The sequence below is a fragment of the Mitsuaria sp. MSU3D genome, assembly GCF_056867975.1.
Genome location: NZ_CP200314.1, coordinates 6,234,506 through 6,259,020, shown reverse-complemented (window position 1 = coordinate 6,259,020; position 24,515 = coordinate 6,234,506). Strand labels below are relative to the sequence as shown.

At 68.4% G+C, this 24,515-nt stretch carries 18 protein-coding genes; 10 read left to right on the top strand and 8 right to left on the bottom strand.

The features are described from left to right. Window positions 1-5: 5 nt before the first annotated feature. On the bottom strand, window positions 6-443 hold the full coding sequence (locus AC1VNM_RS27555) for a gamma-butyrobetaine hydroxylase family protein (RefSeq protein ID WP_483109038.1): 438 nt from the start codon (window positions 441-443) through the stop codon (window positions 6-8). Window positions 444-683: 240 nt separating this feature from the next. Beyond that, window positions 684-2,492, bottom strand: coding sequence for a S8 family peptidase (locus AC1VNM_RS27550; RefSeq protein ID WP_431101947.1), 1,809 nt, complete (start codon window positions 2,490-2,492; stop codon window positions 684-686). Window positions 2,493-2,905: 413 nt separating this feature from the next. Between AC1VNM_RS27550 and AC1VNM_RS27545 the strand changes: the two genes are divergently transcribed. From AC1VNM_RS27545 to AC1VNM_RS27530, 4 genes are all read left to right on the top strand, one after another. Further along, complete coding sequence (locus AC1VNM_RS27545; RefSeq protein WP_483109037.1) at window positions 2,906-4,942, top strand: M13 family metallopeptidase; 2,037 nt, start codon at window positions 2,906-2,908, stop codon at window positions 4,940-4,942. Between the two features lie 411 nt (window positions 4,943-5,353). Next, window positions 5,354-5,887, top strand: coding sequence for a hypothetical protein (locus tag AC1VNM_RS27540; protein WP_483109036.1), 534 nt, complete (start codon window positions 5,354-5,356; stop codon window positions 5,885-5,887). Window positions 5,888-5,961: 74 nt separating this feature from the next. Then, the gene (locus AC1VNM_RS27535; RefSeq protein WP_483109035.1) at window positions 5,962-6,963 is read left to right on the top strand and encodes a Bug family tripartite tricarboxylate transporter substrate binding protein; all 1,002 of its coding nucleotides are present in this window, start codon (window positions 5,962-5,964) and stop codon (window positions 6,961-6,963) included. A 268-nt stretch (window positions 6,964-7,231) separates the two neighbouring features. Next, window positions 7,232-9,166, top strand: a complete 1,935-nt coding sequence (locus tag AC1VNM_RS27530; protein ID WP_483109034.1) for a methyl-accepting chemotaxis protein — start codon at window positions 7,232-7,234, stop codon at window positions 9,164-9,166. A 97-nt stretch (window positions 9,167-9,263) separates the two neighbouring features. On the opposite strand, the gene AC1VNM_RS27525 is transcribed toward AC1VNM_RS27530, so the two are convergent. Continuing rightward, window positions 9,264-13,187, bottom strand: coding sequence for a DUF3683 domain-containing protein (locus AC1VNM_RS27525; RefSeq protein ID WP_483109033.1), 3,924 nt, complete (start codon window positions 13,185-13,187; stop codon window positions 9,264-9,266). Window positions 13,188-13,695: 508 nt separating this feature from the next. Between AC1VNM_RS27525 and ugpB the strand changes: the two genes are divergently transcribed. The 5 genes from ugpB (at window position 13,696) to ugpQ (ending at window position 18,827) form a co-directional block, all read left to right on the top strand. Beyond that, window positions 13,696-15,021 carry a sn-glycerol-3-phosphate ABC transporter substrate-binding protein UgpB gene (gene ugpB, locus AC1VNM_RS27520; protein WP_483109032.1) on the top strand — a complete coding sequence of 442 codons (1,326 nt, stop codon included), beginning with the start codon at window positions 13,696-13,698 and terminating at the stop codon, window positions 15,019-15,021. A gap of 80 nt (window positions 15,022-15,101) precedes the next feature. After that, complete coding sequence (gene ugpA / locus AC1VNM_RS27515; protein ID WP_483109031.1) at window positions 15,102-15,989, top strand: sn-glycerol-3-phosphate ABC transporter permease UgpA; 888 nt, start codon at window positions 15,102-15,104, stop codon at window positions 15,987-15,989. 1 nt (window position 15,990) lies between these two features. Then, window positions 15,991-16,839 (top strand): sn-glycerol-3-phosphate ABC transporter permease UgpE, encoded by an 849-nt coding sequence (gene ugpE / locus AC1VNM_RS27510; RefSeq protein WP_483109030.1) that lies wholly within the window; start codon window positions 15,991-15,993, stop codon window positions 16,837-16,839. A 73-nt stretch (window positions 16,840-16,912) separates the two neighbouring features. Beyond that, window positions 16,913-17,998 carry a sn-glycerol-3-phosphate import ATP-binding protein UgpC gene (locus tag AC1VNM_RS27505; RefSeq protein ID WP_483109029.1) on the top strand — a complete coding sequence of 362 codons (1,086 nt, stop codon included), beginning with the start codon at window positions 16,913-16,915 and terminating at the stop codon, window positions 17,996-17,998. Between the two features lie 49 nt (window positions 17,999-18,047). Further along, window positions 18,048-18,827 carry a glycerophosphodiester phosphodiesterase gene (ugpQ, locus tag AC1VNM_RS27500; protein WP_483109028.1) on the top strand — a complete coding sequence of 260 codons (780 nt, stop codon included), beginning with the start codon at window positions 18,048-18,050 and terminating at the stop codon, window positions 18,825-18,827. A 66-nt stretch (window positions 18,828-18,893) separates the two neighbouring features. On the opposite strand, the gene AC1VNM_RS27495 is transcribed toward ugpQ, so the two are convergent. The 3 genes from AC1VNM_RS27495 to AC1VNM_RS27485 all read right to left on the bottom strand — a co-directional run bounded on the left by AC1VNM_RS27495 (window position 18,894) and on the right by AC1VNM_RS27485 (window position 22,915). Next, window positions 18,894-19,508 (bottom strand): GNAT family N-acetyltransferase, encoded by a 615-nt coding sequence (locus AC1VNM_RS27495; protein WP_377157258.1) that lies wholly within the window; start codon window positions 19,506-19,508, stop codon window positions 18,894-18,896. Window positions 19,509-19,525: 17 nt separating this feature from the next. Then, window positions 19,526-20,920, bottom strand: a complete 1,395-nt coding sequence (locus tag AC1VNM_RS27490) for an MFS transporter (protein ID WP_483109027.1) — start codon at window positions 20,918-20,920, stop codon at window positions 19,526-19,528. Between the two features lie 363 nt (window positions 20,921-21,283). After that, complete coding sequence (locus AC1VNM_RS27485; protein ID WP_483109026.1) at window positions 21,284-22,915, bottom strand: gamma-glutamyltransferase family protein; 1,632 nt, start codon at window positions 22,913-22,915, stop codon at window positions 21,284-21,286. Between the two features lie 186 nt (window positions 22,916-23,101). Between AC1VNM_RS27485 and AC1VNM_RS27480 the strand changes: the two genes are divergently transcribed. After that, complete coding sequence (locus AC1VNM_RS27480; protein WP_377157266.1) at window positions 23,102-23,365, top strand: hypothetical protein; 264 nt, start codon at window positions 23,102-23,104, stop codon at window positions 23,363-23,365. Window positions 23,366-23,537: 172 nt separating this feature from the next. On the opposite strand, the gene AC1VNM_RS27475 is transcribed toward AC1VNM_RS27480, so the two are convergent. Together AC1VNM_RS27475 and bfr are read right to left on the bottom strand one after the other, a co-directional pair. Further along, window positions 23,538-23,774, bottom strand: a complete 237-nt coding sequence (locus AC1VNM_RS27475) for a (2Fe-2S)-binding protein (RefSeq protein ID WP_377157268.1) — start codon at window positions 23,772-23,774, stop codon at window positions 23,538-23,540. 241 nt (window positions 23,775-24,015) lie between these two features. Then, window positions 24,016-24,492 (bottom strand): bacterioferritin, encoded by a 477-nt coding sequence (gene bfr, locus AC1VNM_RS27470; protein ID WP_377157270.1) that lies wholly within the window; start codon window positions 24,490-24,492, stop codon window positions 24,016-24,018. Window positions 24,493-24,515 lie beyond the last annotated feature (23 nt).

Sequence of the window (24,515 nt, the reverse complement as noted above, 5' to 3'; positions counted from 1 at the left end):
ATCGATCAATGGCTGCCGCAGCTGCTGCCGCCGCCGTGCGAATGGCCGCCCGCGGCCTTCGTCGCCATGGGCGCGTCGCGGTCCAGGCCCGCGGCGGCCAGCTTCTCTTCGTACTCGCGCATCAGGCGGTCCTGGTCACGGCCGAGCTCGTACAGATAGGCCCAGGTGAACAGGCCGCTCTCGTGACCGTCGGAGAAGGTCGGCTTCAGCGCGTAGTGGCCGACCTGCTCGACCGCCACGATGGTCACATCGCGCTTGCCGGTCTGCAGCGTCTCCTGGCCCGGGCCGTGGCCCTGCACTTCCGCCGACGGGCTGCGCACGCGCATCAGCTCGAACGGGATGCGGAAACGCACACCGTCGGTGAAGGCGAGCTCCAGCACCTTGGATTGCTGGTGCACGACGATGTCGGTGGGGAGCGGGGTGGTGGAATCGATGCCGGCCATGATCACGCGATCTCCCCGGCTGACCGGGCACATCGCTGCGAAAAACAAGCGGGCAGTGTACCGGTGCGTGGCCTCGCACGACGGGGGCTGGTCGGGTGGGCGATCGGGGCGCCCGGCCGGCGGGGTGAGCAACGAAAAAAATCCCGCCAGCTTTCACCGGCGGGATTCAACGGGAGCCCCGTTCGGGCCCGAGGCACCCGGCTTACCAAACGAGGAGAGTGGCAAGTCCTGCGGGGCTCCTTACCAGCTCAGGTTCAGCGTGTACGTGCCGCTGGTGCCCGAGTAGTAATAAGCCCGCACGTACACGACGATCGAGGACGATCCGGTGTTCGCGTACGTGAAGCTGTCGACGGCGCCAGCGCCGTTTTCGCTGAGCTTGAGCTGCGTGCCGCTGCTGTTCTGCAGCTGCAGGTCGAAGTCCTTGCCGCTGGCCGGCGTCAAGGTCGCGCTCAGCGTCTTGCCCGCGGGCAGCGTGACCTTGAAGTAGTCGTTGGTGTCGGAAGTCGACAGGCTGCCCGTCACCTGGACCGGCGCGCTGACGGTCTGCGGCGCGGTGCGGCTGTTGTTGGGCTCGACCTCGGCGATCGTGCCGCCGCCACCGCCGCCGCCCTTGATCGCCGTGATCGCGGCGTTCGCGTCCAGCAGGCCGGAACCGCACTGGCTGCAGGTGCCGGGGAAGGCGCGGGCGCTGCTCTTGAGCGCGGCCGTGATCTCGTCCGGCGTGGCGGTGGGCTTGGCGCTGTACATCAGGGCCGCGACACCGGCCACGTGCGGCGTGGCCATCGAGGTGCCCTGGTAGTAGGCGTAGCTGTCCGCGCCCGGCGTGCTGGTGCCGTTGTTCAGCGTCGACAGGATGCCGTTGCTGGCGCTGGAACGGACGTCGCCGCCCGGCGCGGCCAGCGTCACGATCGAGCCGTAGTTCGAGTAGTACGCGCGGGCGCCGTTGCGATCCGTCGCCGCGACCACGACCACGCCCGAACAGTTCGCCGGGCTGGAGTTCGACGCGTTCTGGTTCTCGTTGCCGGCGGCGACGATGACGCTGGCGCCGCGCGAGCGGGCACCGTTGATCGCCGTCTGCGTCGTGGTGTCGCAGGCGCCGCCACCGCCCAGCGACAGGTTCAGCACCTTGGCCGGCGTCGCGTTGGTCGGCAGGCCGGAGACGCTGCCGCCCGAGGCCCAGGTCATGCCGTCGGCGATGTCGGAGGTGTAGCCGCCGCACTTGCCCAGCACGCGGATCGGCTGGACCTTGGCGTTGTAGGCGATGCCCGCCACGCCCAGGGCGTTGTTGGTCTTGGCCGCGATCGTGCCGGCCACGTGCGTGCCGTGCCAGCTGGACGTGGAGGCCGGGTCGCCGGCCTGGCACTCATTGGCGGCGTTGTAGTCGCCGGGGTCGCTCGGGTCGTTGTCACGGCCGTTGCCGTCCACGGAGACCGTGGTGTCCACGATCATGTCGTAGCCCGCGACGATCTGGCCCGACAGGTCCGCATGCGGCCGGTAGCCGGTGTCGATGACCGCGACCACGACGCCGGTGCCGGTCGCCTGGTCCCAGGCCGCCGGTGCGCGGATGCCGCCGACGCTCTCGGACAGGTCCCATTGCGAGCCGTAGCTGCTGTCGTTCGGCACGAACAGCGCGTGCATCTTGCGGTCGGGTTCGACGTATTCGACGTTGGCGTCCTGCGCCTTGATCCGATCGCCCAGCTCGCGCAGTTCCTGCAGGTTCAGCCGGCGGTCCAGCTTGAACACGTGGGCGCCGGTGCCCATCTGGCGCACCAGCGACAGCCGGGTGCCCAGCGGCGCCGCCAGTTGCTGCAGGCGCTCGGTACGGGCGCCGATGGCATCGCTGGCCACCGATTGCGCCTGGATCGCGGCGCCCAGGCGCCCTTGCACGACGGTGCTGCCGTCCTTGTATTTCACGATCAGACGATCGGTCTGTTCGCTCAGTTGCCGCGGCGCCTTGTCGATGTCCACCGACGACACGCCCGCCTGGGCGGCGCCCATCGTGACGAGACCCACAGCCAGCGCGACGCTGAGCTTGTTCAATCGCAACATGCTTGTCATCTCCAGAGTTCTCGATCGACGCCGGGTTCGCCGACGCCTGCAAAGCCCCGAACGTCTGGCGCGTTGGCACCGCTGGTGGGGCACGCCGATCGGCCCAATCCGATTGGCGTGCGATGCAGTGTAGGAAGACAGTTGGGCGCCAACCGACCTACCTGAAACAGTTAACAGGAAGGAATACCCCTATAACCTATTTGTGTCAAAACGCAGACTTTGATCCGCCAATCGCCCCTTTCTTGCAGCTAACGCCCTGATTCGTAATGTTTGCGCGCAGTTTGCGGACCTGCGCGAACGGCGTGCCCGGGGTGTCGGAAGCCATGCGCGGGACGCCTCGGATGGCGGGGGACAGGGGGGTCGATTAGCCTGTGCGGCTTGTCGTTTTCGCCACACATTGGTGACAAATAACCATGCTTCCACTACGCCTGATTGCGGCCGCGGCTGCCTCCACCCTGGCCCTCGCCGCAGCACCAGCGCGCGCCCTGGATGTCGCAAGCTTCTCGCCCGACGTCCAGCCTTGCGCCGACTTCTATGACTACGTGAACGGGCCGTGGGTCGCCCGCACCGAGTTGCCGGCCGACCGCACCCGGATCGGCAGCTTCGACGCGCTGCGCGTGGCCAACGACCGGCTGCTGAGCGATGCGCTGGCGGAGCTGCTGGCCAAGCCGGAGCTGCAGAAGTCGCCGGGCTTGAAGCAGGTCGCCGCGTACTACGCCAGCGGCATGGACCGGGCCGCCATCGAGGCGCAGGGCCTGAAGCCGATCAAGCCGTTGCTCGATCGCGTCGCCTCGATGAAGTCGGCGGAGGACCTGCCCTTCGTGCTGGCGCAGTTCGGCCGCGTGGGCATCGCCGCGCCGGTGGGCGCCTCCGTGCGCGCCGACGTCAAGAACACCCGCGTGAATGTGCTGACGCTGGGCCAGTCGGGCCTGGGCCTGCCGGACCGCGACGACTACTTCAAGGACAGCGACATCGCCAAGAAGCTGCGCACGGCCTACCGGCTGTATGCGCAACGGCTGTTGTCGTCGGCAGGCTTCGACGCCACGCCGGCCGCGATCGACGCGCTGATGGCCTTCGAGTCCCAACTGGCCGACGCGACGACGCCGCGCGCGCAGCTGCGCGATCCGCTCAAGGTCTACAACCCGATGACCACGGCCGAACTCGCGGGCAAGGCGCCGGGGCTGGCCTGGGACGGTTATCTGAAGGCGCTCACCCGCAGCGACACGCGGGCCGGCGGCGTCGAACGGCTGATCGTGGCGCAACCCGACTTCCTGGCGCGCGTCGCACAGATGGCCGGGAAGGTCCCGCTCGCCACCTGGCAGACCTACCTCCGGATGCGCGTGCTGGAGAACAGCGCCGCCCGCCTGCCGAAGGCCTTCGCCGAGGCGGATTTCGACTACCGCGGCGCGACCATCTCCGGGCTCGAGCAGCCGATGCCGCGCGACGAGGAAGTCATCCAGCTGATCGGCGGCCGCACCGGCGGCAGCCCGCTGGGCCTGGCGCTGGGCGAGCTGTTCGTGTCCAAGGCCTTCTCGCCCGAGGCGCAGCGCCGCGCGACGCTGCTGATCGGCGACGTCAAGGCCGCGATGAAGACGCGCATCCAGAACCTCGCCTGGATGAATCCCGACACCAAGGTCAAGGCGCTGGAGAAGCTCGAGGCGATGCAGCCCAAGATCGGCGCGCCCGCGTCCTGGCCGAAGTACGAGGGCATGACGCTCGATCCGAAGGACTTCGCCGGCAACCAGCTGCGCGCCGCGGCCTGGTTCCACGGCGAGCAGATCAAGGACCTGGACCGCCCGAGCGACCGCACGCGCTGGACGATGTCGCCGTACATCGTGAACGCTCAGGCGGGCGGCCTCAACGAGATCACCTTCCCCGCCGGCATCCTGCAGCCGCCGTTCTTCGACGCGAAGGCCGACGACGCTGTCAACTACGGCGGCATCGGCATGGTGATCGGGCACGAGATCGTCCACCACTTCGACGACCGCGGCCGGCAGTTCGACAGCATCGGCAGCCTCAACGACTGGTGGACCGCCGCTGACGCCGAGAACTACAAGGCGCGCGCCGACCGCGTCGTGGCGCTCTACGAGAGCTACGAGCCGGTCAAGGGCACGCACATCAACGGGCGGCTCACGCTGGGCGAGAACATCTCCGACATGGCCGGCATGCCGATCGCCTTCGACGCGCTGCAGAACGCGCTGCGCCGCACGGGCAAGACCGACAAGATCGACGGCTTCACCCCCGAGCAGCGCTTCTTCCTGTCCAACGCCATGGTCTGGCGCAACAAGTCGCGCGAAGCGGCGCTGCTGAACCAGCTGCGCACCGACCCGCACTCGCCGGGCAAGTTCCGCGTGCTGGCGCCGATGTCCAACATGCCGGAGTTCGCCAAGGCCTTCAGTTGCAAGGGCGGCGACGCGATGGTGGCAGCGGATCCGATCAAGGTCTGGTGACGCGCCGACCCCGCCGCGGCGACACCGTGCCGCGGCCTCCGGGGCCTGCCCGCCGTGAGGCGCGGCAGGCCCCGTGCCATTCGGGACCCATGCCTTTCGGGACGGCCGAGCGGAAGTCATGGCCCGAACCCATCACGCCGAGGGTCAGGTCTTGTCATCGCGTCGTCATGCGCTGCGGAGCCGATCGTCATGCATGACTTTCGACCCGATGGATACTGGGGAAAGTCGATTCACGGCGGGTCGCGATGAGGTGCGTTTCGTCGCGGAATTCCGGCGCTCCGGCCCTCGGCTTCGACGCTTGGTCGCGCGCCGCTTGGTCGAGGCCCTCGTGCTGCCTACGCTGAAAAAAGACCGATCGTTCCGCCACCGTGATGCGGGCCGCGACGGTTCCTCAGCCCACAGGAGCACGACATGCACGCCACCACCCGCCCCGTCCGCCACGTCCCCACGAACTTCCTCCGCGCCGCCGCCCGTCTCACCGCCGGCGCGGTCTTCGCCGTCCTGACCGCGGGCGCCGCGCAGGCGGCGCCCGACGACCTGCAGCGCGTCGAGATCTCCGGCCGCCGCCCGGGCGAGATCCCGCGCACCGACGTGCGCGCCACCTGCCCCGGTGTGGACAAGGCGCTCGGCGACCGCCTGGGCCGGGTCCAGTTCATCGAAGGCAAGGAAGGCCTCTCCACGGTCAGCTTCCGGCTGAACGGCAACGTCATCAGCGAGGTGCAGGACCGCGGCCCCCTCGCCTATCGCACCCCGCTGCGCCGGGCCGTGCGCGCGCTGCAATGCCAGGGCGCGGCGCGCGACACGCTCTACGTGATGCAGGTGTCGTTCCGCAACGAGGACTCGCGCGACGACATGAGCGGCCGCATCGCGCTGCTCGAGATGGCACCGCCGGCGGCAGGATCGACGGGCGGCGCAGCCAGCGCGGCGATGGTCGACGGGCGCTGATCGGGTTGTTCCGGGAGGGGTCTTCTCCGGCGGCTGGCTAGGATGGCCGGCACGACAACCCGGAGACCCCATCCATGCCCGTCCGCTCCACCGACGCCGCGCGCCGTTCCCTGCTGATCACGGGTGCCCTGGGCGCCACCGCCGGCGCCCTCGGCTGGCCCGCCACCGCGCGCGCGCAGGCCTGGCCGTCCAAGCCGGTCCGGTGGGTCGTCGCCTACCCGGCGGGCGGCGGCTCCGACTTCCTGGCGCGCCAACTGGCGCCGGTGCTCGGCAAGGCGCTGGGGCAGACGCTGGTCATCGACAACAAGCCCGGCGCGGCGGGGATCATCGGCACCGACAACGCCGCCAAATCGCCGCCTGACGGCTACACCATCCTCACCGGCGACAACGGCGCGATGGTGTTCAACAGCGCGCTCTACAAGAAGCTGCCCTACTCGCCGGCGGACTTCGCGCCGGTCGGCTTCATGGCCCGCTTCCCGCTGCTGCTGGTGGTCAACCCCAACGCCGGCTTCAGCTCGGCGAAGCAGTGGCTCGATACCATCAAGGCCAGACCCGGCAAGTACAGCTATGCCTCGCCCGGCGTCGGCAGCCCGCATCACCTCGCGATGGAGCTGCTGAAGGATCGCACCAACAGCTACATCGTCCATGTGCCTTATCGCGGCACGGCGTTCTCGACGCAGGATCTGATCGCGGGCGTGGTGCCCATGGGCATCCTCGACACCGCCGCCGCCCTGCCGCACCTGCGCGCCGGCAAGCTGAAGGCGCTGGCGGTGCTCGCGCCCAAACGCATTGCCGCGCTGCCCGACGTGCCGAGCTTCGACGAGACCGGCGTCACCGGCGTCGACGTCAGCGCCTGGCAGGGTCTCTTCGTCCCGAAGGGCACGCCCGAAGCGATCGTGGCGAGGCTGGGCGCGGAGCTGGGGAAGGCGCTCACACAGCCGGAACTGAAAGCGAAGCTGGAGGATTTCGGCCTCGAAGTCGCGCCGGGCGACGCCGCCGCGTTGGCACGTTTCATCCAGTCCGAAACCCAGAAGTGGCATGCGCTGATCCGCAGCCGCGGCATCTCGGCGGAGTGAGCCGTTGCGCCGGCCGGGAGAGCCGACCGTCCGGTCGGTCACCTCCTGGGAGGTGATAGCGCTGTCCTCCTCTGAGGGAGACCGGACTCATTACTCCACGTGACCGTGAAATAGCCACGGGTTATCCCTTGAAGGGCGATAAACGAAACGCCCTGACAGGCTGTCATACGCAATACAGTTTGACCCAGCGCAAAGACAAAATGACAACGACGCGCTAGGAGACCTCCACCATCACTCCAGTTCCGCCTCATCGCGGAGCCGTCCGGTCATGAACAACAACAACGCCGTGCGCGCGACGGTGGCCCGTCGCGTCTCCATCTGGTCAAGTGCCGCGATCGCGGTCCTTCTGATCGTCATCTGCGGTGCCCTGTCCTGGGTGCTCACCAATCAGGCGCGGCAGCGCACGCAGGACTACATGTCGGCGGAGGCGACGTCGGTGGCGCGCGTCGCGGATGCCCTGGACCGCACGGCGCGGGATTCGGCGAACCGGCTGTACGACGTGCTGGCCGGCGACTTCGAAGGCGGCACCTTCACGCTCGCGGGCGACGGGGAACTGGCCTTCAACGGCCAGAAGCTCAACGGCAACTTCGACGCGGTCGACCGCTTCACCCGCCGCACCGGCGGCGTGGCGACGATCTTCGCGCGCAAGGGCACGGACGACTTCATCCGCATCACCACCTCGCTGAAGAAGGAAGACGGCTCGCGCGCCGTCGGCACGACGCTGGACCGCGCCGGCGCCGCCTTCGGCAAGCTCTCGGCGGGGGACACGTACGTGGGCCCGGCGACGCTGTTCAAGTTGCCCTACATGACGCGTTACTCGCCGATCAAGGACGCGGACGGCAAGGTCGTCGGCATCCTGTTCATCGGCTTCGACATGCGCGGACTGCAGCAGGAGCTCGTGAAGATGGCCGACGCGGTCAAGCTCTACGACACCGGCGGGCTGTACCTGCTCGATCCGGGCAAGACGCCGGCTGACGCGCTGCTGCGCGCCCACCCGCGCGCCCAGGGCAAGAAGCTGTCCGAAGTGATGCCGGCCGACCAGGCCGAGCAGTACGTCAAGACGCTCGTCGACGATCAGGACGGCGTGCTGGAGACGGTCCGGGCCGTCTACGGCGAGAACTACAAGGACGCGTTCGCGGTGGCGCGCAAGTCTCAGGCCACCGGCTGGTGGGTGATCGCCGAGGCCTCGCGGGCGCAGGCGCTGGCGGCCCACAACACCACGCTGTGGGTGCTGTGGGGACTGATGCTCGCGACCGTTGTCCTGCTGGGGTTGGGCGTGACCTGGATGCTGGGACGCTGGGTCGGGCAGCCGCTCGCGGACCTGAACGAGGCCGTCGCCGCGGTCGCGGCCGGCGATCTGACCCGCCCGGTGATCGTGCGTCAGCAGGACGACCTTGGCGCCCTGTCCGCGGGCGTCGAGCGCATGCGCCTGCAGCTCTCGCGCACCATCAACGAGGTGCGCCAGGCCAGCGATTCCATCGGCACCGCCTCGGCGGAGGTCGCCGCCGGCAGCCGCGACCTGTCGGCCCGGACCGAGCAATCGGCCAGCCATCTGCAGGAGACCGCCTCCGCGCTGGAAGAGCTCGCCAGCTCCATGAGCCAGACCGCCGCGTCGGCCGCGCAGGCCCATCAGCTCGTCGGCGAGTCCGACCGCGCGGCGCAGCGCGGCGGCAACGTCGTCGCCCAGGTCGTGACCACCATGGACGCGATCTCCGCCGCCAGCCGGCAGATCGGCGACATCATCGGCACCATCGACTCCATCGCGTTCCAGACCAACATCCTGGCGCTCAATGCCGCGGTCGAGGCCGCGCGTGCCGGTGAACAAGGTCGCGGCTTCGCGGTCGTCGCCGCCGAAGTCCGGCACCTCGCCCAGCGCAGCGCGGAAGCCGCCAAGCAGATCAAGGGACTGATCACCACCAGCGGCGAACGCGTGGAATCCGGTGCCAAGCTCGTCGGCGATACCGGCGAAGCCATGCGGGACATCGTCACCAGCGTGAAGCGGGTGACCGACATCATCGGCGAGATCTCCACCGCCTCGCGGGAGCAGTCCCAGGGCGTGACGCGCATCAATGGCGCGGTGGCCCAGCTCGACCAAGGCACGCAGCAGAACGCCGCGCTCGTCGAGGAAAGCACCGCCGCCGCGGAAAGCCTGCGGGAACAGGCCCATCGCCTGGTCGCGCAGGTCGGGCAGTTCCGGGTCTGACACGCACCGCCCCGCCCCAATGCAAAGCCCGCCTTCCGGCGGGCTTTTTCGTTGGCGTCGCGCCGACGTCGCGTCGGCGCGTCGGCGGCTCAGGTCCTCAGACCAGCACCCGCTCGATGCCCCCGTTGTTGGCCTTGGCGACGTACTCGGGCATCCAGTTCTCCCCGAGGATCTTGCGGGCCATCTCGACGACGATGTAGTCCGCCTCGAGCAGGCCGTTCTGCAGATCGTCGCCGTAGCGGCTGAGCCCTTGCAGGCAGGACGGGCAGCTGGTGAGGATCTTGAGATTCTCCTCGGCGCCGACCTTGCCCGCCGCCCGCAGCTGCGTCTCCGCCTTGCGCAGTTCCTCTTCCTTGCGGAAGCGGACCTGGGTCGACACATCCGGTCGCGTGACACCCAGCGTGCCGCTCTCGCCGCAGCAGCGTTCGCTCTTCATGACTTCGGGGCCGACGAGCGCCTTGACGGTCTTCATCGGATCCTGCAGCTTCATCGGCGAGTGGCAGGGATCGTGATAGAGGTAGGCCTGCTTGGTGTCGAGCTGGATGCCCTTCTCGAGCAGGTACTCGTGGATGTCGATGATGCGGCAGCCGGGGAAGATGTCCTCGAACTTGTAGCCCTGGAGCTGGTCGTAGCAGGTGCCGCAGCTGACCACCACCGTCTTGATGTCGAGGTAGTTCAGCGTGTTGGCCACGCGATGGAACAGCACGCGGTTGTCGGTGATGATCTTCTCGGCCTTGTCGAACTGACCCGACCCGCGCTGCGGGTAGCCGCAGCAGAGGTAGCCCGGCGGCAGCACGGTCTGCACGCCGGCGTGCCAGAGCATGGCCTGCGTCGCCAGGCCGACCTGGCTGAACAGCCGCTCCGAACCGCAACCCGGGAAGTAGAAGACCGCCTCCGCTTCCGCCGAAGTCTTCTGCGGATTGCGGATGATGGGGACGTAGTCCTTGTCCTCGATGTCGAGCAGCGCGCGCGCCGTCTTTTTCGGCAGACCGCCCGGCAGCTTCTTGTTGATGAAGTGGATGACCTGTTCCTTGATCGGCGCGGTCCCCACGGTCGCCGGCGGCGCGCCGGTCTGCTTGCGCGCGACGCGCTTGAGCAGGCTGTGCGCGATGCGCTGCGCCTTGAAGCCGACGCCGACCATCGCCGCCCGGGCGATCTTGATCGTCTCCGGGTTGGTCGCGTTGAGCATCAGCATCGCCGCCGCATTGCCGGGGCGGAAGCTCTTCTTGCCCATCTTGCGCAGCAGGTTGCGCATGTTCATCGTGACGTCGCCGAAGTCGATCTTCACCGGGCACGGGTTCAGGCACTTGTGGCACACCGTGCAGTGGTCGGCGACGTCCTCGAACTCCTCCCAGTGCTTGATCGACACGCCGCGGCGCGTCTGCTCCTCGTACAGGAAGGCCTCGACCAGCAGCGAGGTCGCGAGGATCTTGTTGCGCGGGCTGTAGAGCAGGTTGGCGCGCGGCACATGCGTCGCGCACACCGGCTTGCACTTGCCGCAGCGCAGGCAGTCCTTGATGGACTCGCTGATCGCGCCGATGTCGCTCTGCTGCATGATCAGCGACTCATGCCCCATCAGCCCGAAGCTGGGCGTGTAGGCATTGGTCAGGTCGGCGAAGGTCGTCTGGCTGCCACGGCCGCCGGTCCCCGGGCGCAGCAGCTTGCCCTTGTTGAAGCGCCCTTCCGGATCGATCCGGGCCTTGTAGCCGGCGAAGCCCGCCAGCTCCTCATCGGTGAGGAACTCGAGCTTGGTGATGCCGATGCCGTGCTCGCCGGAGATCACGCCGTCCAGCGAGCGCGCCAGCGTCATGATCCGCGCGACCGCCTCGTGCGCGGTCTGCAGCATCTCGTAGTTGTCCGAGTTCACCGGGATGTTGGTGTGCACGTTGCCGTCGCCGGCATGCATGTGCAGCGCCACCCAGACGCGACCGCGCAGCACTTCCTTGTGGATGCGCTTGCACTCCTCCAGGATCGGCGCGAAGGCGCCGCCCGCGAAGACGTCCTGCAGCGGCTTGAGGATCTGGCGCTTCCAGCTCGCGCGCAGCGTGTAGTCCTGGAGCTGCTCGAAGTAGGAGCGATCGCCTTCACGAGGGACGTCCAGCTCCTGCATCCAGGTGCGCCATTGCAGGCCGGTCTCGTCCAGCAGCGCCAGCGCCTGCGCCACGCGGTCCTCGAGCAGCTCCGCGCTCGGGATCTCGCCGGCGTCGTCGCCCTTGCCCAGCGGCAGGTTGCCGTCGGCGAAGAAGGTGCGCAGCGCGTCGATCAGCGCCAGCTTGTTGCGCAGCGACAGCTCGATGTTGATGCGCTCGATGCCCAGCGTGTACTCGCCCATGCGGGGCAGCGGGATCACCACGTCCTCGTTCACCTTGAACGCGTTCGTGTGCTTGGAGATCGCCGCCGTGCGCTTGCGGTCCAGCCAGAACTTCTTGCGCGCATCGGCGCTGACCGCGACGAAGCCTTCGCCCGAACGGCCGTTGGCCAGGCGCACGACCTCGCTGGTGGCGCGCGCGACCTCATCGGCGTCGTCACCGACGATGTCGCCGATGAGCACCATCTTCGGCAGCCCGCCGCGCTTGCTCTTGGTGGCGTAGCCGACCGCCTTCAGGTAGCGGTCGTCCAGATGCTCGAGGCCGGCGAGGATGGCCCCGTTGGGCTTCTTCATCTCGCCGAACATGAAGTCCTTGATGTCGACGATCGACGGCACGCAGTCCTTCGGATTGCCGAAGAACTCCAGGCAGACCGTGCGCACGTGCGCCGGCATGCGGTGCACGATCCAGCGCGCGCTGGTGATCAGGCCGTCGCAGCCTTCCTTCTGGATGCCCGGCAGGCCCGCGAGGAACTTGTCGGTGACGTCCTTGCCCAGGCCCTCCTTGCGGAAGGTGCGGCCCGGGATGTCCAGGCGCTCGGTACGCTCCAGCGTCTTGCCGGTCGCGTCGTAGTAGTGGAGGTCGAAGCTCGCGACCTCGACGTCATGGATCTTGCCGAGGTTGTGGTTGACGCGCACGACCTCGAGCCACTTCGCATCCGGCGTGACCATGCGCCAGGAGGCGAGGTTGTCCAGCGCCGTGCCCCAGAGCACCGCCTTCTTGCCGCCGGCGTTCATCGCGATGTTGCCGCCGACGCACGAGGCCTCGGCCGAGGTCGGATCGACCGCGAAGACGAAGCCGTGCAGCTCCGCCAGGTCCGACACGCGCTGCGTGACGACGCCGGCCTCGGTCCAGATCGTCGGGATCTCGCGATCCAGGCCCGGCAGGCGCTGCATCTCGACGCCACGCATGGCCTCGAGCTTCTCGGTGTTGATCACCGCGCTGTTCCAGACCAGCGGCACCGCGCCGCCGGTGTAGCCGGTGCCGCCGCCGCGCGGGATGACCGTCAGCCCCAGCTCGAAGCAGCCCGCCACCAGCGCAGCCATCTCGGCCTCGGTGTCCGGGGTCAGCACCACGAAGGGGTACTCGACACGCCAGTCGGTCGCGTCGGTCACGTGCGCGACGCGCGACAGCCCGTCGTACTTGATGTTGTCCTTGGCGGTGGTCTTCGCGAAGACCTTGGTCGCGCGCTTGCGCAGTTCGGCCACCTGCTCGAACTGGTGCGAGAACGCGGCCACCGCCGCCTCCGCCGCGGTCAGCAGCTCGCCGACCCAGGCGTCGCGCTTGGCGTCGTCTTCCGGATGACGGCGGCGCTGCACTTCGCCCAGGCGATGGCGCAACGCGCCGATCAGCGCCTCGCGACGCTTGGGGTTGTCCAGCAGGTCGTCCTGCAGGTACGGATTGCGCTGCACGACCCAGATGTCGCCGAGCACCTCGTACAGCATCCGCGCGGAGCGGCCGGTCTGACGCTCGGTGCGCAGCTGGTCGAGCAGTTGCCATGCGCGGGCGCCGAGCAGGCGAAGGACGATTTCGCGATCGGAGAAGGACGTGTAGTTGTACGGAATCTCGCGCAGCCGGGCGGCGGGCGCGTGCGGCTGGTTCGGGTCGCCGGCCATCGCGGGGTCGGCGGGCATCAGCAGATGCGGTGCATTCATGGCGGCCAGGTGCTCGCGCACCGGGGTTGCGGCAGGCCGGCGTCCAGGGGAGCGGACACCGATGCCAGGCTGGAAAGACAGGCGGAGAAGGCAAGGGCCCGCGACCGGACAGCGCCCTGGACTTGTGGTCCCCGCACCCGCTGGACACGGGCATGGAAGCGGCGTTCGCGAATGGCCGCGATCAGCGGCCGGCCCGGTCTGGGCAATGGTTGGAATCCTAACCCACCCCCAGAGGGCCATCCCCGGCGAGGGACTCTATAAACCTCGGCGTCCCCGCGGCCGATGCGGCATCGATTCGGGATGCACCGCTAGGCGCAAGCCACAGCCATAGCAACGCTATGGCGAGGACTTGCAACGACGCGGGGCGCCCGAAGCGATGCTGCAGCGGCTGCGGGGAAGTTCGCCAGTGTCACAATGGCTGGATAAGCTCGCCGGCCCTCGGCGGACCGTCCACCCGACGACGTCCGCCGCGGACCGCAGAACCACCCTCCCCGAGCATCGGAGACCCATGAAGCACCTCCCGACTTCCCTGTTGGCCACATCGGCCGTCGCGCTGGCCGCGCTGATCGCCCCCGCCGCCGCGTCGGCGCAGACCGAGATCCAGTGGTGGCACTCGATGGGCGGCGCCCTCGGCGACTGGGTCAACGACCTGGCCAAGGACTTCAACGCCAGCCAGAAGGACTACAAGATCGTCCCGACCTACAAGGGCAGCTACGACGAGTCCATGGCCGGCGCCATCGCCGCCTTCCGCGCCGGCAACGCGCCGCACATCCTGCAGGTCTTCGAGGTCGGCACCGCCACGATGATGGCCAGCAAGGGCGCGATCGTGCCGGTGGGCCAGGTCATGCAGCAGGCCGGCGTGAAGTTCGACAACGGCGCCTACGTGCCCGCCGTCGCCGGTTACTACACCGCGCCGAACGGCCAGATGCTGAGCTTCCCGTTCAACAGCTCGACCACCGTCTTCCACTACAACAAGGACGCGTTCAAGGCCGCCGGCCTGGACCCGAACAAGCCGCCGAGCTCCTGGCCCGAGGTCGCCGCCGCCGCCGCCAAGCTCAAGGCCGCCGGCCACAAGTGCCCGTTCACCACGAGCTGGGTCAGCTGGACGCAGCTGGAGAGCTTCTCCGCCTGGCACAACGTCGAGTACGCGACGAAGAACAACGGCTTCGGCGGCCTCGACGCGCGGCTGGCGTTCAACTCGCCGCTGCACGTGCGCCACATCGAGAACCTGGCCAACATGGCCAAGCAGGGCCTGTTCGTCTACAAGGGCCGCGGCAACAGCGCCGACGCGACCTTCTACTCCGGCGAGTGCGCGATGGAGACCGGCTCCTCCGGCCTCTACGCCAACATCAAGAAGAGCGCCAAGTTCGCCTCCGGCATCGCGCCGCTGCCCTACTACCCCGACGTGCCCGGCGCGCCGCAGAACACCGTCATCGGCGGCGCCAGCCTGTGGGTGATGTCCGGCAAGAAGCCGGCCGAGTACAAGGGCGTGGCCGCGTTCTTCCAGTACCTGTCCAGGGCCGACGTCGCGTCCGAGAGCCACAAGCGCACCGGTTACCTGCCGGTGACCAAGGCGGCCTACGAGCTGACCGAGCAGAGCGGCTTCTACAAGCAGAACCCGGGCACCGACGTCGCCGTGCAGCAGATGATCCGCAAGACGACGGAGAAGTCGCGCGGCGTGCGCCTGGGCAACTTCGCGCAGATCCGCACCGTCATCGACGAGGAGCTGGAACAGGTCTGGGCCGGCAAGAAGCAACCCAAGGAAGGCCTGGACGCCGCGGTCAAGCGCGGCAACGAACTGCTGGAACGCTTCCAGAAGGCCAACAAGTCCTGACCCCCGGCTGAGCCGACCGGGGCGCCGTCGCGCTCCGGTCTCCCCGCCCTTTCCGATTCCTCTTTCGACGCCCTCCCCGGATGTCCCAACAGAAACGCGTGGTGTTCCGATCGCGCTGGCTGCCCTGGCTGCTGCTGGCGCCGCAGGCGCTGGTGATCGGCGTGTTCTTCTTCTGGCCCGCGGCGCAGGCGCTGCTGCAGAGCCTGCAGCAGCAGGACGCCTTCGGCCTGTCGACCGAGTGGGTCGGCCTGGCCAACTTCCAGAACCTGATCGAGGACGACAGCTACCTCGCCTCGTTCAAGACGACGGCGGTGTTCTCGCTGCTGGTGGCGGTGATCGGGCTGGCGGTGTCGCTGCTGCTGGCCACGATGGCCAACCGCGTCGTGCGCGGCGCGCCGGTCTACAAGACGCTGCTGATCTGGCCCTACGCGGTCGCGCCGGCGATCGCGGGCGTGCTGTGGCTGTTCATGTTCGCGCCGTCCATCGGCGTGGTCGCCTACGGCCTGCAGCAGATGGGCATCAACTGGAATCACCTGCTCAATGCCGACCACGCGATGACCCTCGTCGTGATGGCCGCGATCTGGAAGCAGGTCTCCTACAACTTCCTGTTCTTCCTGGCCGGGCTGCAGTCCATCCCGAAGTCGCTGCTGGAGGCCGCCGCGATCGACGGCGCCGGCCCGTGGCGCCGCTTCTGGACGATCACCTTCCCGTTGCTGTCGCCGACCTCGTTCTTCCTGCTGGTGATCAACGTGGTCTACGCCTTCTTCGACACCTTCGGCATCATCGACGCGGCCACCCACGGCGGCCCCGGCAAGGACACCGCGATCCTGGTCTACAAGGTCTACTACGACGGCTTCAAGGCGCTGGACCTCGGCGGCTCGGCCGCGCAGAGCGTCGTGCTGATGGTCATCGTGATCACGCTGACGGTCCTGCAGTTCCGCTTCGTCGAAAAGAAAGTGCAGTACTGACATGGTCGAGCGTCGCCCCGCCCTGACGATGCTGTCGCACCTGATCCTGGTGCTCGGCGTGCTGATCGTCGCCTTCCCGCTGTACATCGCCTTCGTCGCGTCGACGCAGACGGCCGCGGAGATCGTCCAGTCCCCGATGCCGCTGCTGCCGGGATCGCACCTGCTGGACAACTATGCGGCCGCGCTGTTCGGCAACACCGGCGGCGGCTCCAAGGCGCCGGTCGGCCAGATGATGTGGATCAGCTTCGTCTCCGCGATGGTCATCGCGGTGGGCAAGATCGCGATCTCGCTGTTGTCGGCCTTCGCGATCGTCTACTTCCGCTTCCCGGCGCGGAACTTCTTCTTCTGGGCCATCTTCGTCACGCTGATGCTGCCGGTGGAAGTGCGCATCGGCCCGACCTACCAGGTCGTCTCCGACCTGAAGATGCTCAACACCTACGCCGGGCTGACGGTACCGCTGATCGCCTCGGCGACCGCGACCTTCCTGTTCCGGCAGTTCTTCCTGACGATCCCGGACGAGCTCGTCGAAGCCTCGCGCATCGACGGCGCCGGTCCGCTGCGCTTCTTCCGCGACGTGCTGCTGCCCTTGTCGAAGACCAGCATCGCGGCGCTCTTCGTCATCCAGTTCATCTACGGCTGGAACCAGTACCTGTGGCCGCTGCTGGTCACGACCGACGAGCAGATGTACCCGGTCGTCATCGGCATCAAGCGCATGATCAGCGGCGGCGACGCGGCCAACGACTGGAACATCATCATGGCCACCGCGATGCTGGCGATGATCCCGCCGGCGCTGGTCGTGGTGCTGATGCAGCGCTGGTTCGTGAAGGGTCTGGTGGACACCGAGAAGTAAGCGCCGGGAAGCAACCGCCGAGAAATAACCGCCGACCACCAAGCGCCGACAAGTAAAACGAGAGAAGACTCCGATGGCAAGCATTTCCCTGCGCAACGTCGTCAAGCAATACGGCAGCGGCGCCAAGGCCAACCCCGTCGTCCACGGCGTCAACGCCGAGATCCGGGACGGCGAGTTCGTCGTCATCGTCGGTCCGTCGGGCTGCGGCAAGTCCACGCTGCTGCGCATGGTCGCGGGGCTGGAAGAGATCAGCGGCGGCGAGATCGCCATCGGCGAGCGCGTCGTCAACGAGATCGAGCCCGCGGACCGCGACATCGCGATGGTGTTCCAGAACTACGCGCTCTACCCGCACATGAGCGTGTTCGAGAACATGGCCTACGGGCTGAAGATCCGCAAGCTGTCCGAAGCGCAGATCCGCGAGCGCGTCGACAAGGCCGCGCGCATCCTGGAACTCGCGCACCTGCTGCAGCGCAAGCCGCGCGAACTCTCCGGCGGCCAGCGCCAGCGCGTCGCGATGGGCCGCGCGATCGTGCGCGATCCGCAGGTCTTCCTGTTCGACGAGCCGCTGTCCAACCTCGACGCCAAGCTGCGCGTGCAGACGCGGTTGGAAATCCAGAAGCTGCACCGCGAGCTGGGCGTGACCTCGCTGTTCGTCACGCACGACCAGGTCGAGGCGATGACGCTGGCGCAGCGCATCGTCGTCATGAACGGCGGGCGCATGGAGCAGTTCGGCACGCCCGACGAGGTCTACGGCCGCCCGGCCACGACCTTCGTCGCGAGCTTCATCGGCTCGCCGGCGATGAACCTGCTCAAGGGCCGCGTCGAGGGTCGGCGTTTCGTCATCGGCAACACCGCCCTGCCGCTGCCACAACCGGCGCCGCGCGAGGGCGAGCTGATCCTCGGACTGCGTCCCGAACACGCGCTGCCGCACGATGGGCAGATCGTCGCGGGCGACACCACAGCCTGGCCGCTGAAGGTGGACATGGTCGAGATGCTGGGCGCGGAACGGCTGGTGTACGGCCGTCTCGGCGATGCGGCCTTCACGCTGCGCATCGACGGCACCGACACGCCGCCGCAACCTGGCGCCGAGGTGCTGCTGACGGCGCCGGCCCAGCGGCTGCACTGGTTCGATCCCGCGACGGGGCAGCGCGTCGACTGAGCGCGCACGCCTTGCCTGGCTTCGAGGATCCACGATCAGGGAGAACGACATGACGAACCGGACACCGATCCTCGACGACGAGACCAACTGGCCCTGGTCGCTGCCCTTCTGGGTCGCGCATCGCGGCGCGGGCAAGCTGGCGCCGGAGAACACGCTGGCGGCCTTCCGCGAAGGCGCGCGCCACGGCTACCGCGCCTTCGAGTGCGACGTGAAGCTGAGCGCCGACGGCGTTCCGTTCCTGCTGCACGACGCGACGCTCGACCGCACGACGACCTCGCGCGGCCGCGCCGCGGACCGGACCTGGAGCGAGCTGTCCCGGCTCGACGCGGGCCGCTGGCACAGCCGTGCATTCGCGGGCGAACCGCCGGCCAGCCTCGAAGCCATCGCCGCCTTCGTGCGCCGCAACCAGCACGCGCTGAACATCGAGATCAAGCCCACCCCGGGCGACGAGTTCCGCACCGGCGAGGTCGTCGGGGGCGAGGTGCTGCGCCTGTGGGAAGAGACGGCGCCAGACTCGGTGCTGTTCAGCAGCTTCCAGCCGGAGGCGCTGCGCGGTGCGCGCGAGTCCGCGCCGCAGGTGCCGCGCGGTCTGCTGCTCGACAAGCTCGAGGGCGACGGCTGGCTGCAACTGGCGCAGTCGCTGGGCTGCCGCGCCGTCATCACGCATTACGCGCTGATGGATCAGACGCTGGTGGCTCGCCTGCACGAGGCCGAGATGAAGGCGCTGGTCTACACGGTGAACGACGCCGCTGCCGCGCAATGGCTGATCGCCAACGGCGTCGACGGCATCATCACCGACGCGGTCGACCGCTTCAGCCCGACGGCCTGAGCCGCCGATCGCGGAACCTCGGCGGACCTGGCCGGACAACGCAGCGCCCCGTGCGCGCGGTCGCTTTCAGCGCGAGGGATCGATCAACTCGTTGATCGAGATCATCCCGTAGATGCAGGTATCGCTGAGCTGCCCGGTGACGTTCAGCGCGTCGTCGCGCAACAGCCCTTCGAGCGAGAAGCCGCAGCGCTCGGCGACCGCCCGACTGGCCGCATTGCGCGAATCGGTGCGGATCTCCAGGCGACGCGCACGCAACTGGCCGAAGGCCATGCGCGCCAACGCGATCACTGCCTCAGACACCAGCCCGCGCCCGGTGTGCGACGGGCTGATCCAGTAGCCGAGCTCGTAGCGGCGCACCTTCCATTCCAACGTGTGCAGTCCCGCGCCGCCGATCAGCCGGCCCGCTTGGCCGTCCGGCTCGCGCTCATGCAGGTAGTAGGCGAGGTGCTGCCGCTGCAGGAACTGCGACTGCATGCGCCGCGCGATCGCCTCGGACTGCTCGACGCTGGGCGTCTCGTGCGCCCAGGGCATCCAGGGCTTGAGGTGCTCCTGGGCGTCGAGGACGGCGCGGTTGAGGACAGGCCCGAGGCCCGCCCGCGGTGCCAGGAGCAGGAGACGCGAGGTCTCCAGGCGCTCGGGAACGTCGATGAGGATGGGGTCGTCGGCAGGCATGACTCGCATGATGGAAGGCGGTCCTGTCAGTTGCCGTTGGCCGGCTGCAAGTTCGTGCCGCCCGTCTGACTCGCAGGAGGGACGCCAGGCATCGCCTCGGCCCCCAGCGGGGGCTCCTCATCCTCGACCTTGGGCAGCACCTTCACCGAACGGATGGCCTGGACCTGCCAGGCCAGCGCCGCCAGCAGCAGGGCGCCCACGCCGGCGAAGGCCAGCGCGGCGCGCAGGCTGACGTGCTCGCCGAGCCAGCCGCCGATCAGCGCGCCGGGACCGGCGGGGATCAGGATGAGCCAGCGCATCGTGCTGGTCATGCGGCCCAGCAGCGGCCCGGGCGTCACCGCCTGTCTCAGCGACAGGAAGTTGATGAAGATGAACACCGCGCCGATGCCGAACATGAACAGCGTGAAGGCGAAGGCCGCGACGCCCCAGGCGTTGGCCGGCGCGACGCACAGCGCCGCCCAGCCGACGCCGCACAGCGCGAAGCCGCTGACCAGGCAAGGCCCGGGTCCGAGGCGCGCGCTGACGCGGTGGCCGATGGCGCTCGCCAGCACCGTGCCGGCGCCCAGCGCGATGTAGGACAGGCCGACGCTCTGCGCCGACAGCCCGAGCACGCGCGTCGCGAACAGGATCTGCACCACCTGCGCCGCCTGGTTGAACATCTGCCAGCCGCCGACCGCGCAGGCCAGCGCGACCAGCATGGGCTTGCCGCGCACGAAGGCGACGCCGGCCTTCAGGTCGCGCCAGAAATCGGCACCGTCCAGGCGATGCAGGGTCTCATTGACCTTGACGCCGCGCAGGATCGCCGCGGAGGCCACCAGCAGCAGCGCGTCGACCGCCAGCGCCAGCGGCGCGCCGACCAGCTTGATCAGCGCGCCCGCCACACCGGGACCGGCGACTTCCGCGCCCGACGAGGCCAGGGCGTTCTTCGCATGCGCCTCGACCAGCCGGTCCCGGCTCACCACCTGCGTCAGCACGATCTGCGAGGCGCTGCCCGCGATCGTGTACACGGTGCCGAGCAGGAAGCCGACGAAGTACAGCCAGGGCATGCCCAGCCAGCCCAGCCAGTGGGCGATCGGCACGCTGGCCACGGCCACGGCCAGCGTGAGCTCCCCGACGATGTAGACCGGCAACTTGCGCACGCGGTCCAGCCACACGCCGGCGGGCAGCGAGAACAGCACGAACGGCACGAGTTCCATCGCCGTCAGCACGCCCATCTGCGTCGGCGACGCATGCAGCAGCACCGCCGCGGTCAGCGGCAGCGCCAGCAGCGTGATCTGCCCGCCCAGCGAGCTGATCAGGATCGACGTCCACAGGCGCCGGTAGACGAGGTTGCGCAGCAGATCGCCGGCGGGGAGCCGGATGAGATCCAGCAGGCGGTCGAGCAGACGGTCGACCCACGTGGTTGTCCTCTTGGGCAACATGATGAAACTCCGGATGCGGGCCGCGCGGGGCGTCGTGCGCCGGGTGCGGACCGGGCGAGCGGGACGCGTCGGCGTCGCGGTCGCGGAAAGCCAGGGACCTGGGAGTCCGGCCGCAGCGGGCCGGCGGGCATCGTGAAGATGCCTACGGTCGTCGCGCCCAGCCGGCCTGGCCAAGCGCGCGCACCGACGCCAGGGCGTCGTTTCTGGTGCGGTCGAGCAGCTTGGTCATCAGTCGGCTCCGATCGTTGATCGTGGCGTGAGAGCTTCCGGGGAGGAAGAAGGCGTCGATGCTATCAGCGCCGTCATGTCGTCCACAAGTGAGGAAAGGCAGGGGAGCGGCCCTGCCCCGCACGCGCAGCGGGTTCACCACCCCGCAGCCGCACCGTCGCGCCGCGGATCGCTGGCCGCGACGTAACCCTCCACCGCCGGATCGCCGAGGCGCCAGATGAACTGCCCCGCGCCGAAGTCCTGGTAGCTGTCGCTGATCCCGGCGATCTCGTGGCCGAGCGCCCGCAGTCCCGCGACGGCTTCGGGGTTCATCGTCGACTCGACGTTGATCGACAGCCCCGCGTTGTAGCGCCAGCGCGGCGCGTCGCAAGCGGCCTGCGGATGCTGGCGATGGTCGAGCATCCGCACCAGCGTCTGCAGGTGACCTTGCGGCTGCATATTGGCGCCCATCACGCCGTAGCTCATCTGCGGCTGGCCGTCCTTCATCAGGAAGGCCGGGATGATCGTGTGGAACGGCCGCTTGCCCGGCGCGACGACGTTGGCATGACCCGCCTCGCGCGTGAAGCCATGACCGCGGTTCTGCAATGACAGGCCGTAGGCCGGGACCACGACGCCCGAGCCGAAGCCGTGATAGTTGCTCTGGATGAAGCTGACCATCATGCCGTTCTCGTCGGCGGCGGTCAGATAGATGGTGCCGCCCTTGACCGGATTGCCGGCCTGGAAGTCCTGCGCCCTGTTCCGGTCGATCAGCTTCGCGCGCTCGGCGAGGTAGCCCGGGTCCAGCAGTTCGGCGACCTGGACTTCCATCGTCCGCGCATCGCTGACGTAGCGGTAGGTATCGGCGAAGGCGAGCTTCATCGCCTCGATCTGCAGGTGATGGGAAGCGGCGCTGTCCGCGGGCAGCGACGCGATGTCGAACTGCTTGAGGATGCCCAGCGCGATCAGCGCCGCGATGCCCTGCCCGTTCGGCGGGATCTCGTGCAGCGTGTGGCCGGCATAGTCCATCGAGATCGTGTCCACCCACTGCGGCGCATAGGCGGCGAAGTCGGCGGCGGTGATCGCGCCGCCGGTCTCGCGCGCGAAAGCCGCGGTGGCCTCGGCGATCTCACCGCGGTAGAAGGCTTCTCCCTTCGTCTGCGCGATCAGGCGCAGCGTGCGCGCGGCCGCGGCGAAACGGAACACCTCCCCCACTTCGGGCGCGCGGCCCTTGGGCAGGAAGGCCTCGGCGAAGCCCGGTTGCGACACGAGGTCCGCGACCTCGGACGCGAGGCGCCACTTGCCCTGCACGATCACCGGCACGGCGTAGCCGCGCTCGGCGATCTCGATCGCCGGCGCCATCAGGTCGGCGAACGGCAGCTTGCCGTAGCGCTCGCTCAACGCGACCCAGCCGCCCACCGCGCCGGGCACCGTCACCGCGTCCCAGCCGCGCAGCGGCAGCGATGCGCCGGCGCCGTGCTTGCGGTCGAAGTACTCGGGCGTCCACGCCTGCGGCGCGATGCCGGAGGCATTCAACCCCTGCAAGGTCTTCCCGTCCCACACGATCGCGAAGGCATCCGAGCCGAGGCCGTTGCTGCAGGGCTCGAGCAGCGTTATGCAGGCCGCGGTCGCGATCGCGGCGTCCACCGCGTTGCCGCCCTGCCCCAGGATGCGCAGACCGGCCTGCGCGGCCTGCGGATGCGAGGTCGACACGACATTGCGCGCGAAGACCGGGCTGCGTTGGCTCGCGTAGCCGAGGGTCCAGTCGAAGGTGGCGTGGGGGGCTGTCATCGGGGTCTCCTGAATGCGTGCGCGGCATCTTGCCCGATGGCTCCCGGGTCCGACAGCGCGCAAGACCTGACCCGTGAAGAACCCGTGCGGATTGCGTAACCCATTGCAAAGCTGCACGGGGCTGTCAACACATCGTGTCGCGGCGTCGTTGTCTGCTCACCTTGTTCAACCCGCTGGAGAAACCAGATGCAAGCCTTCAAGACCATCAAGACCCTGGCCCTGATCCCCGCCCTGCTGATTGCCGGCGCCGCGATGGCCCAAGGCACCGCCACCCCGGCAGCGCCCGCCACGCAAGCGGCTCCGGTGGCGACCGCCGCTCCGGCGTCCGACGCCAAGACCGAGCACAAGGCTGCGAAGCACCACAAGGCCGCCGGCGACAAGACCGCCGCGCACAAGACCAGCCACAAGAAGGCTGAGAAGCCGGCTGAAGGCGCCTCCGCCGCCAAGTAATCGGCGCGGAAGTCGAAGGCGCCTCGCGCGCCTCGCGCGCCTCGACGCCTCAAAAAAGAAACCGCAGCACCGGGGGACCGGTCTGCGGTTTTTCTTCGTCCGGCGCTGTTGCCGGAAGCGGCTCGATCAGCCGCCGGGCATCAGGACGCTTTCGCGAGCAGAACGCCTTCGATCAGGCGGCCAGTTGCGCGATCGGGATGACGCGCGACGTGCTGGCGCAGGTCACGCCGTGGGCGGCGGCGCAGTGGCGCAGGGCTTCATTGAAGACATCGCGCGCGCAGTCGTGGCAGCTGCCGCAGGCGGAGGCCACCTGCGTCTCGTCCTGGAGCACGTCGAAGTTGTGAACGCCGTCGGCCACGGTGCGGCGGATATCGCGGTCGGAAACTCGATGGCAGAGGCAGACGATCATGGCGGCGGCGAGTCAGGATGAACCTGGGATGGCCGGAATACTAACGCAAACGCGAATCCCTCTCAATTGAGTTGCAGAGTCCCCTCAGCGCGTCGGACAACTGTCGGTGAACAACGACACGGATGACGCCCCCCGTCCTCCAGACGCAGCCTGACCGCCAAGCGGACGAAAAAAAGCCCCGGCGAGCGGGGCTTCGGGGTTCCTGGCGGCGGCTGGGGCCCCGGGATGGGCGGGCTGGCGTTCAGCTGGCGTCGCCCATCTGGCTCTGCAGCCAATTCTGTTCGCCGATCTGCGCGATCAACTCGATCTGGGTTTCCAGATGGTCGATGTGCTCTTCGGTGTCGGCGAGGATCTCCTCGAGCACCTCGCGGGAGATGTAGTCACGCACGCTCTCGCAGTAGGCGATGGCTTCCTTCAGCAGCGGATGGCTGCCCATCTCGATCTTCAGGTCGCAATGCTGGGCCTCGACCGCGTTCTCGCCGATGTAGAGCTTGCCCAGGTCCTGCAGGTTGGGCAGGCCTTCCAGCAGCAGGATGCGATCCATCAGCTTGTCGGCGTGCTTCATCTCCTCGATGGACTCGGCGTACTCGTGCTTGGCCAGGCGCTCCAGGCCCCAGCTCTTGTACATCTTGTAGTGCAGGAAGTACTGGTTGATCGCGGTCAGCTCGTTCTTCAGCTGCGCGTTCAAGTACTCGATGACCTTGGCGTCGCCCTTCATGTTCTTCTCCTGGAATTCGGTGG

Bases quoted from the DNA above. Each gene is read 5' to 3' on its own strand.
- AC1VNM_RS27495 (WP_377157258.1), bottom strand. From the start codon at position 19,508: ATGCGAGTCATGCCTGCCGACGACCCCATCCTCATCGACGTTCCCGAG.
- AC1VNM_RS27530 (WP_483109034.1), top strand. From the start codon at position 7,232: ATGAACAACAACAACGCCGTGCGCGCGACGGTGGCCCGTCGCGTCTCC.
- AC1VNM_RS27525 (WP_483109033.1), bottom strand. From the start codon at position 13,187: ATGAATGCACCGCATCTGCTGATGCCCGCCGACCCCGCGATGGCCGGC.
- bfr (WP_377157270.1), bottom strand. From the start codon at position 24,492: ATGAAGGGCGACGCCAAGGTCATCGAGTACTTGAACGCGCAGCTGAAG.
- ugpQ (WP_483109028.1), top strand. From the start codon at position 18,048: ATGACGAACCGGACACCGATCCTCGACGACGAGACCAACTGGCCCTGG.
- AC1VNM_RS27545 (WP_483109037.1), top strand. From the start codon at position 2,906: ATGCTTCCACTACGCCTGATTGCGGCCGCGGCTGCCTCCACCCTGGCC.
- AC1VNM_RS27490 (WP_483109027.1), bottom strand. From the start codon at position 20,920: ATGTTGCCCAAGAGGACAACCACGTGGGTCGACCGTCTGCTCGACCGC.
- AC1VNM_RS27480 (WP_377157266.1), top strand. From the start codon at position 23,102: ATGCAAGCCTTCAAGACCATCAAGACCCTGGCCCTGATCCCCGCCCTG.
- AC1VNM_RS27550 (WP_431101947.1), bottom strand. From the start codon at position 2,492: ATGTTGCGATTGAACAAGCTCAGCGTCGCGCTGGCTGTGGGTCTCGTC.
- AC1VNM_RS27505 (WP_483109029.1), top strand. From the start codon at position 16,913: ATGGCAAGCATTTCCCTGCGCAACGTCGTCAAGCAATACGGCAGCGGC.
- AC1VNM_RS27535 (WP_483109035.1), top strand. From the start codon at position 5,962: ATGCCCGTCCGCTCCACCGACGCCGCGCGCCGTTCCCTGCTGATCACG.
- ugpB (WP_483109032.1), top strand. From the start codon at position 13,696: ATGAAGCACCTCCCGACTTCCCTGTTGGCCACATCGGCCGTCGCGCTG.
- AC1VNM_RS27540 (WP_483109036.1), top strand. From the start codon at position 5,354: ATGCACGCCACCACCCGCCCCGTCCGCCACGTCCCCACGAACTTCCTC.
- AC1VNM_RS27555 (WP_483109038.1), bottom strand. From the start codon at position 443: ATGGCCGGCATCGATTCCACCACCCCGCTCCCCACCGACATCGTCGTG.
- AC1VNM_RS27475 (WP_377157268.1), bottom strand. From the start codon at position 23,774: ATGATCGTCTGCCTCTGCCATCGAGTTTCCGACCGCGATATCCGCCGC.
- ugpE (WP_483109030.1), top strand. From the start codon at position 15,991: ATGGTCGAGCGTCGCCCCGCCCTGACGATGCTGTCGCACCTGATCCTG.
- ugpA (WP_483109031.1), top strand. From the start codon at position 15,102: ATGTCCCAACAGAAACGCGTGGTGTTCCGATCGCGCTGGCTGCCCTGG.
- AC1VNM_RS27485 (WP_483109026.1), bottom strand. From the start codon at position 22,915: ATGACAGCCCCCCACGCCACCTTCGACTGGACCCTCGGCTACGCGAGC.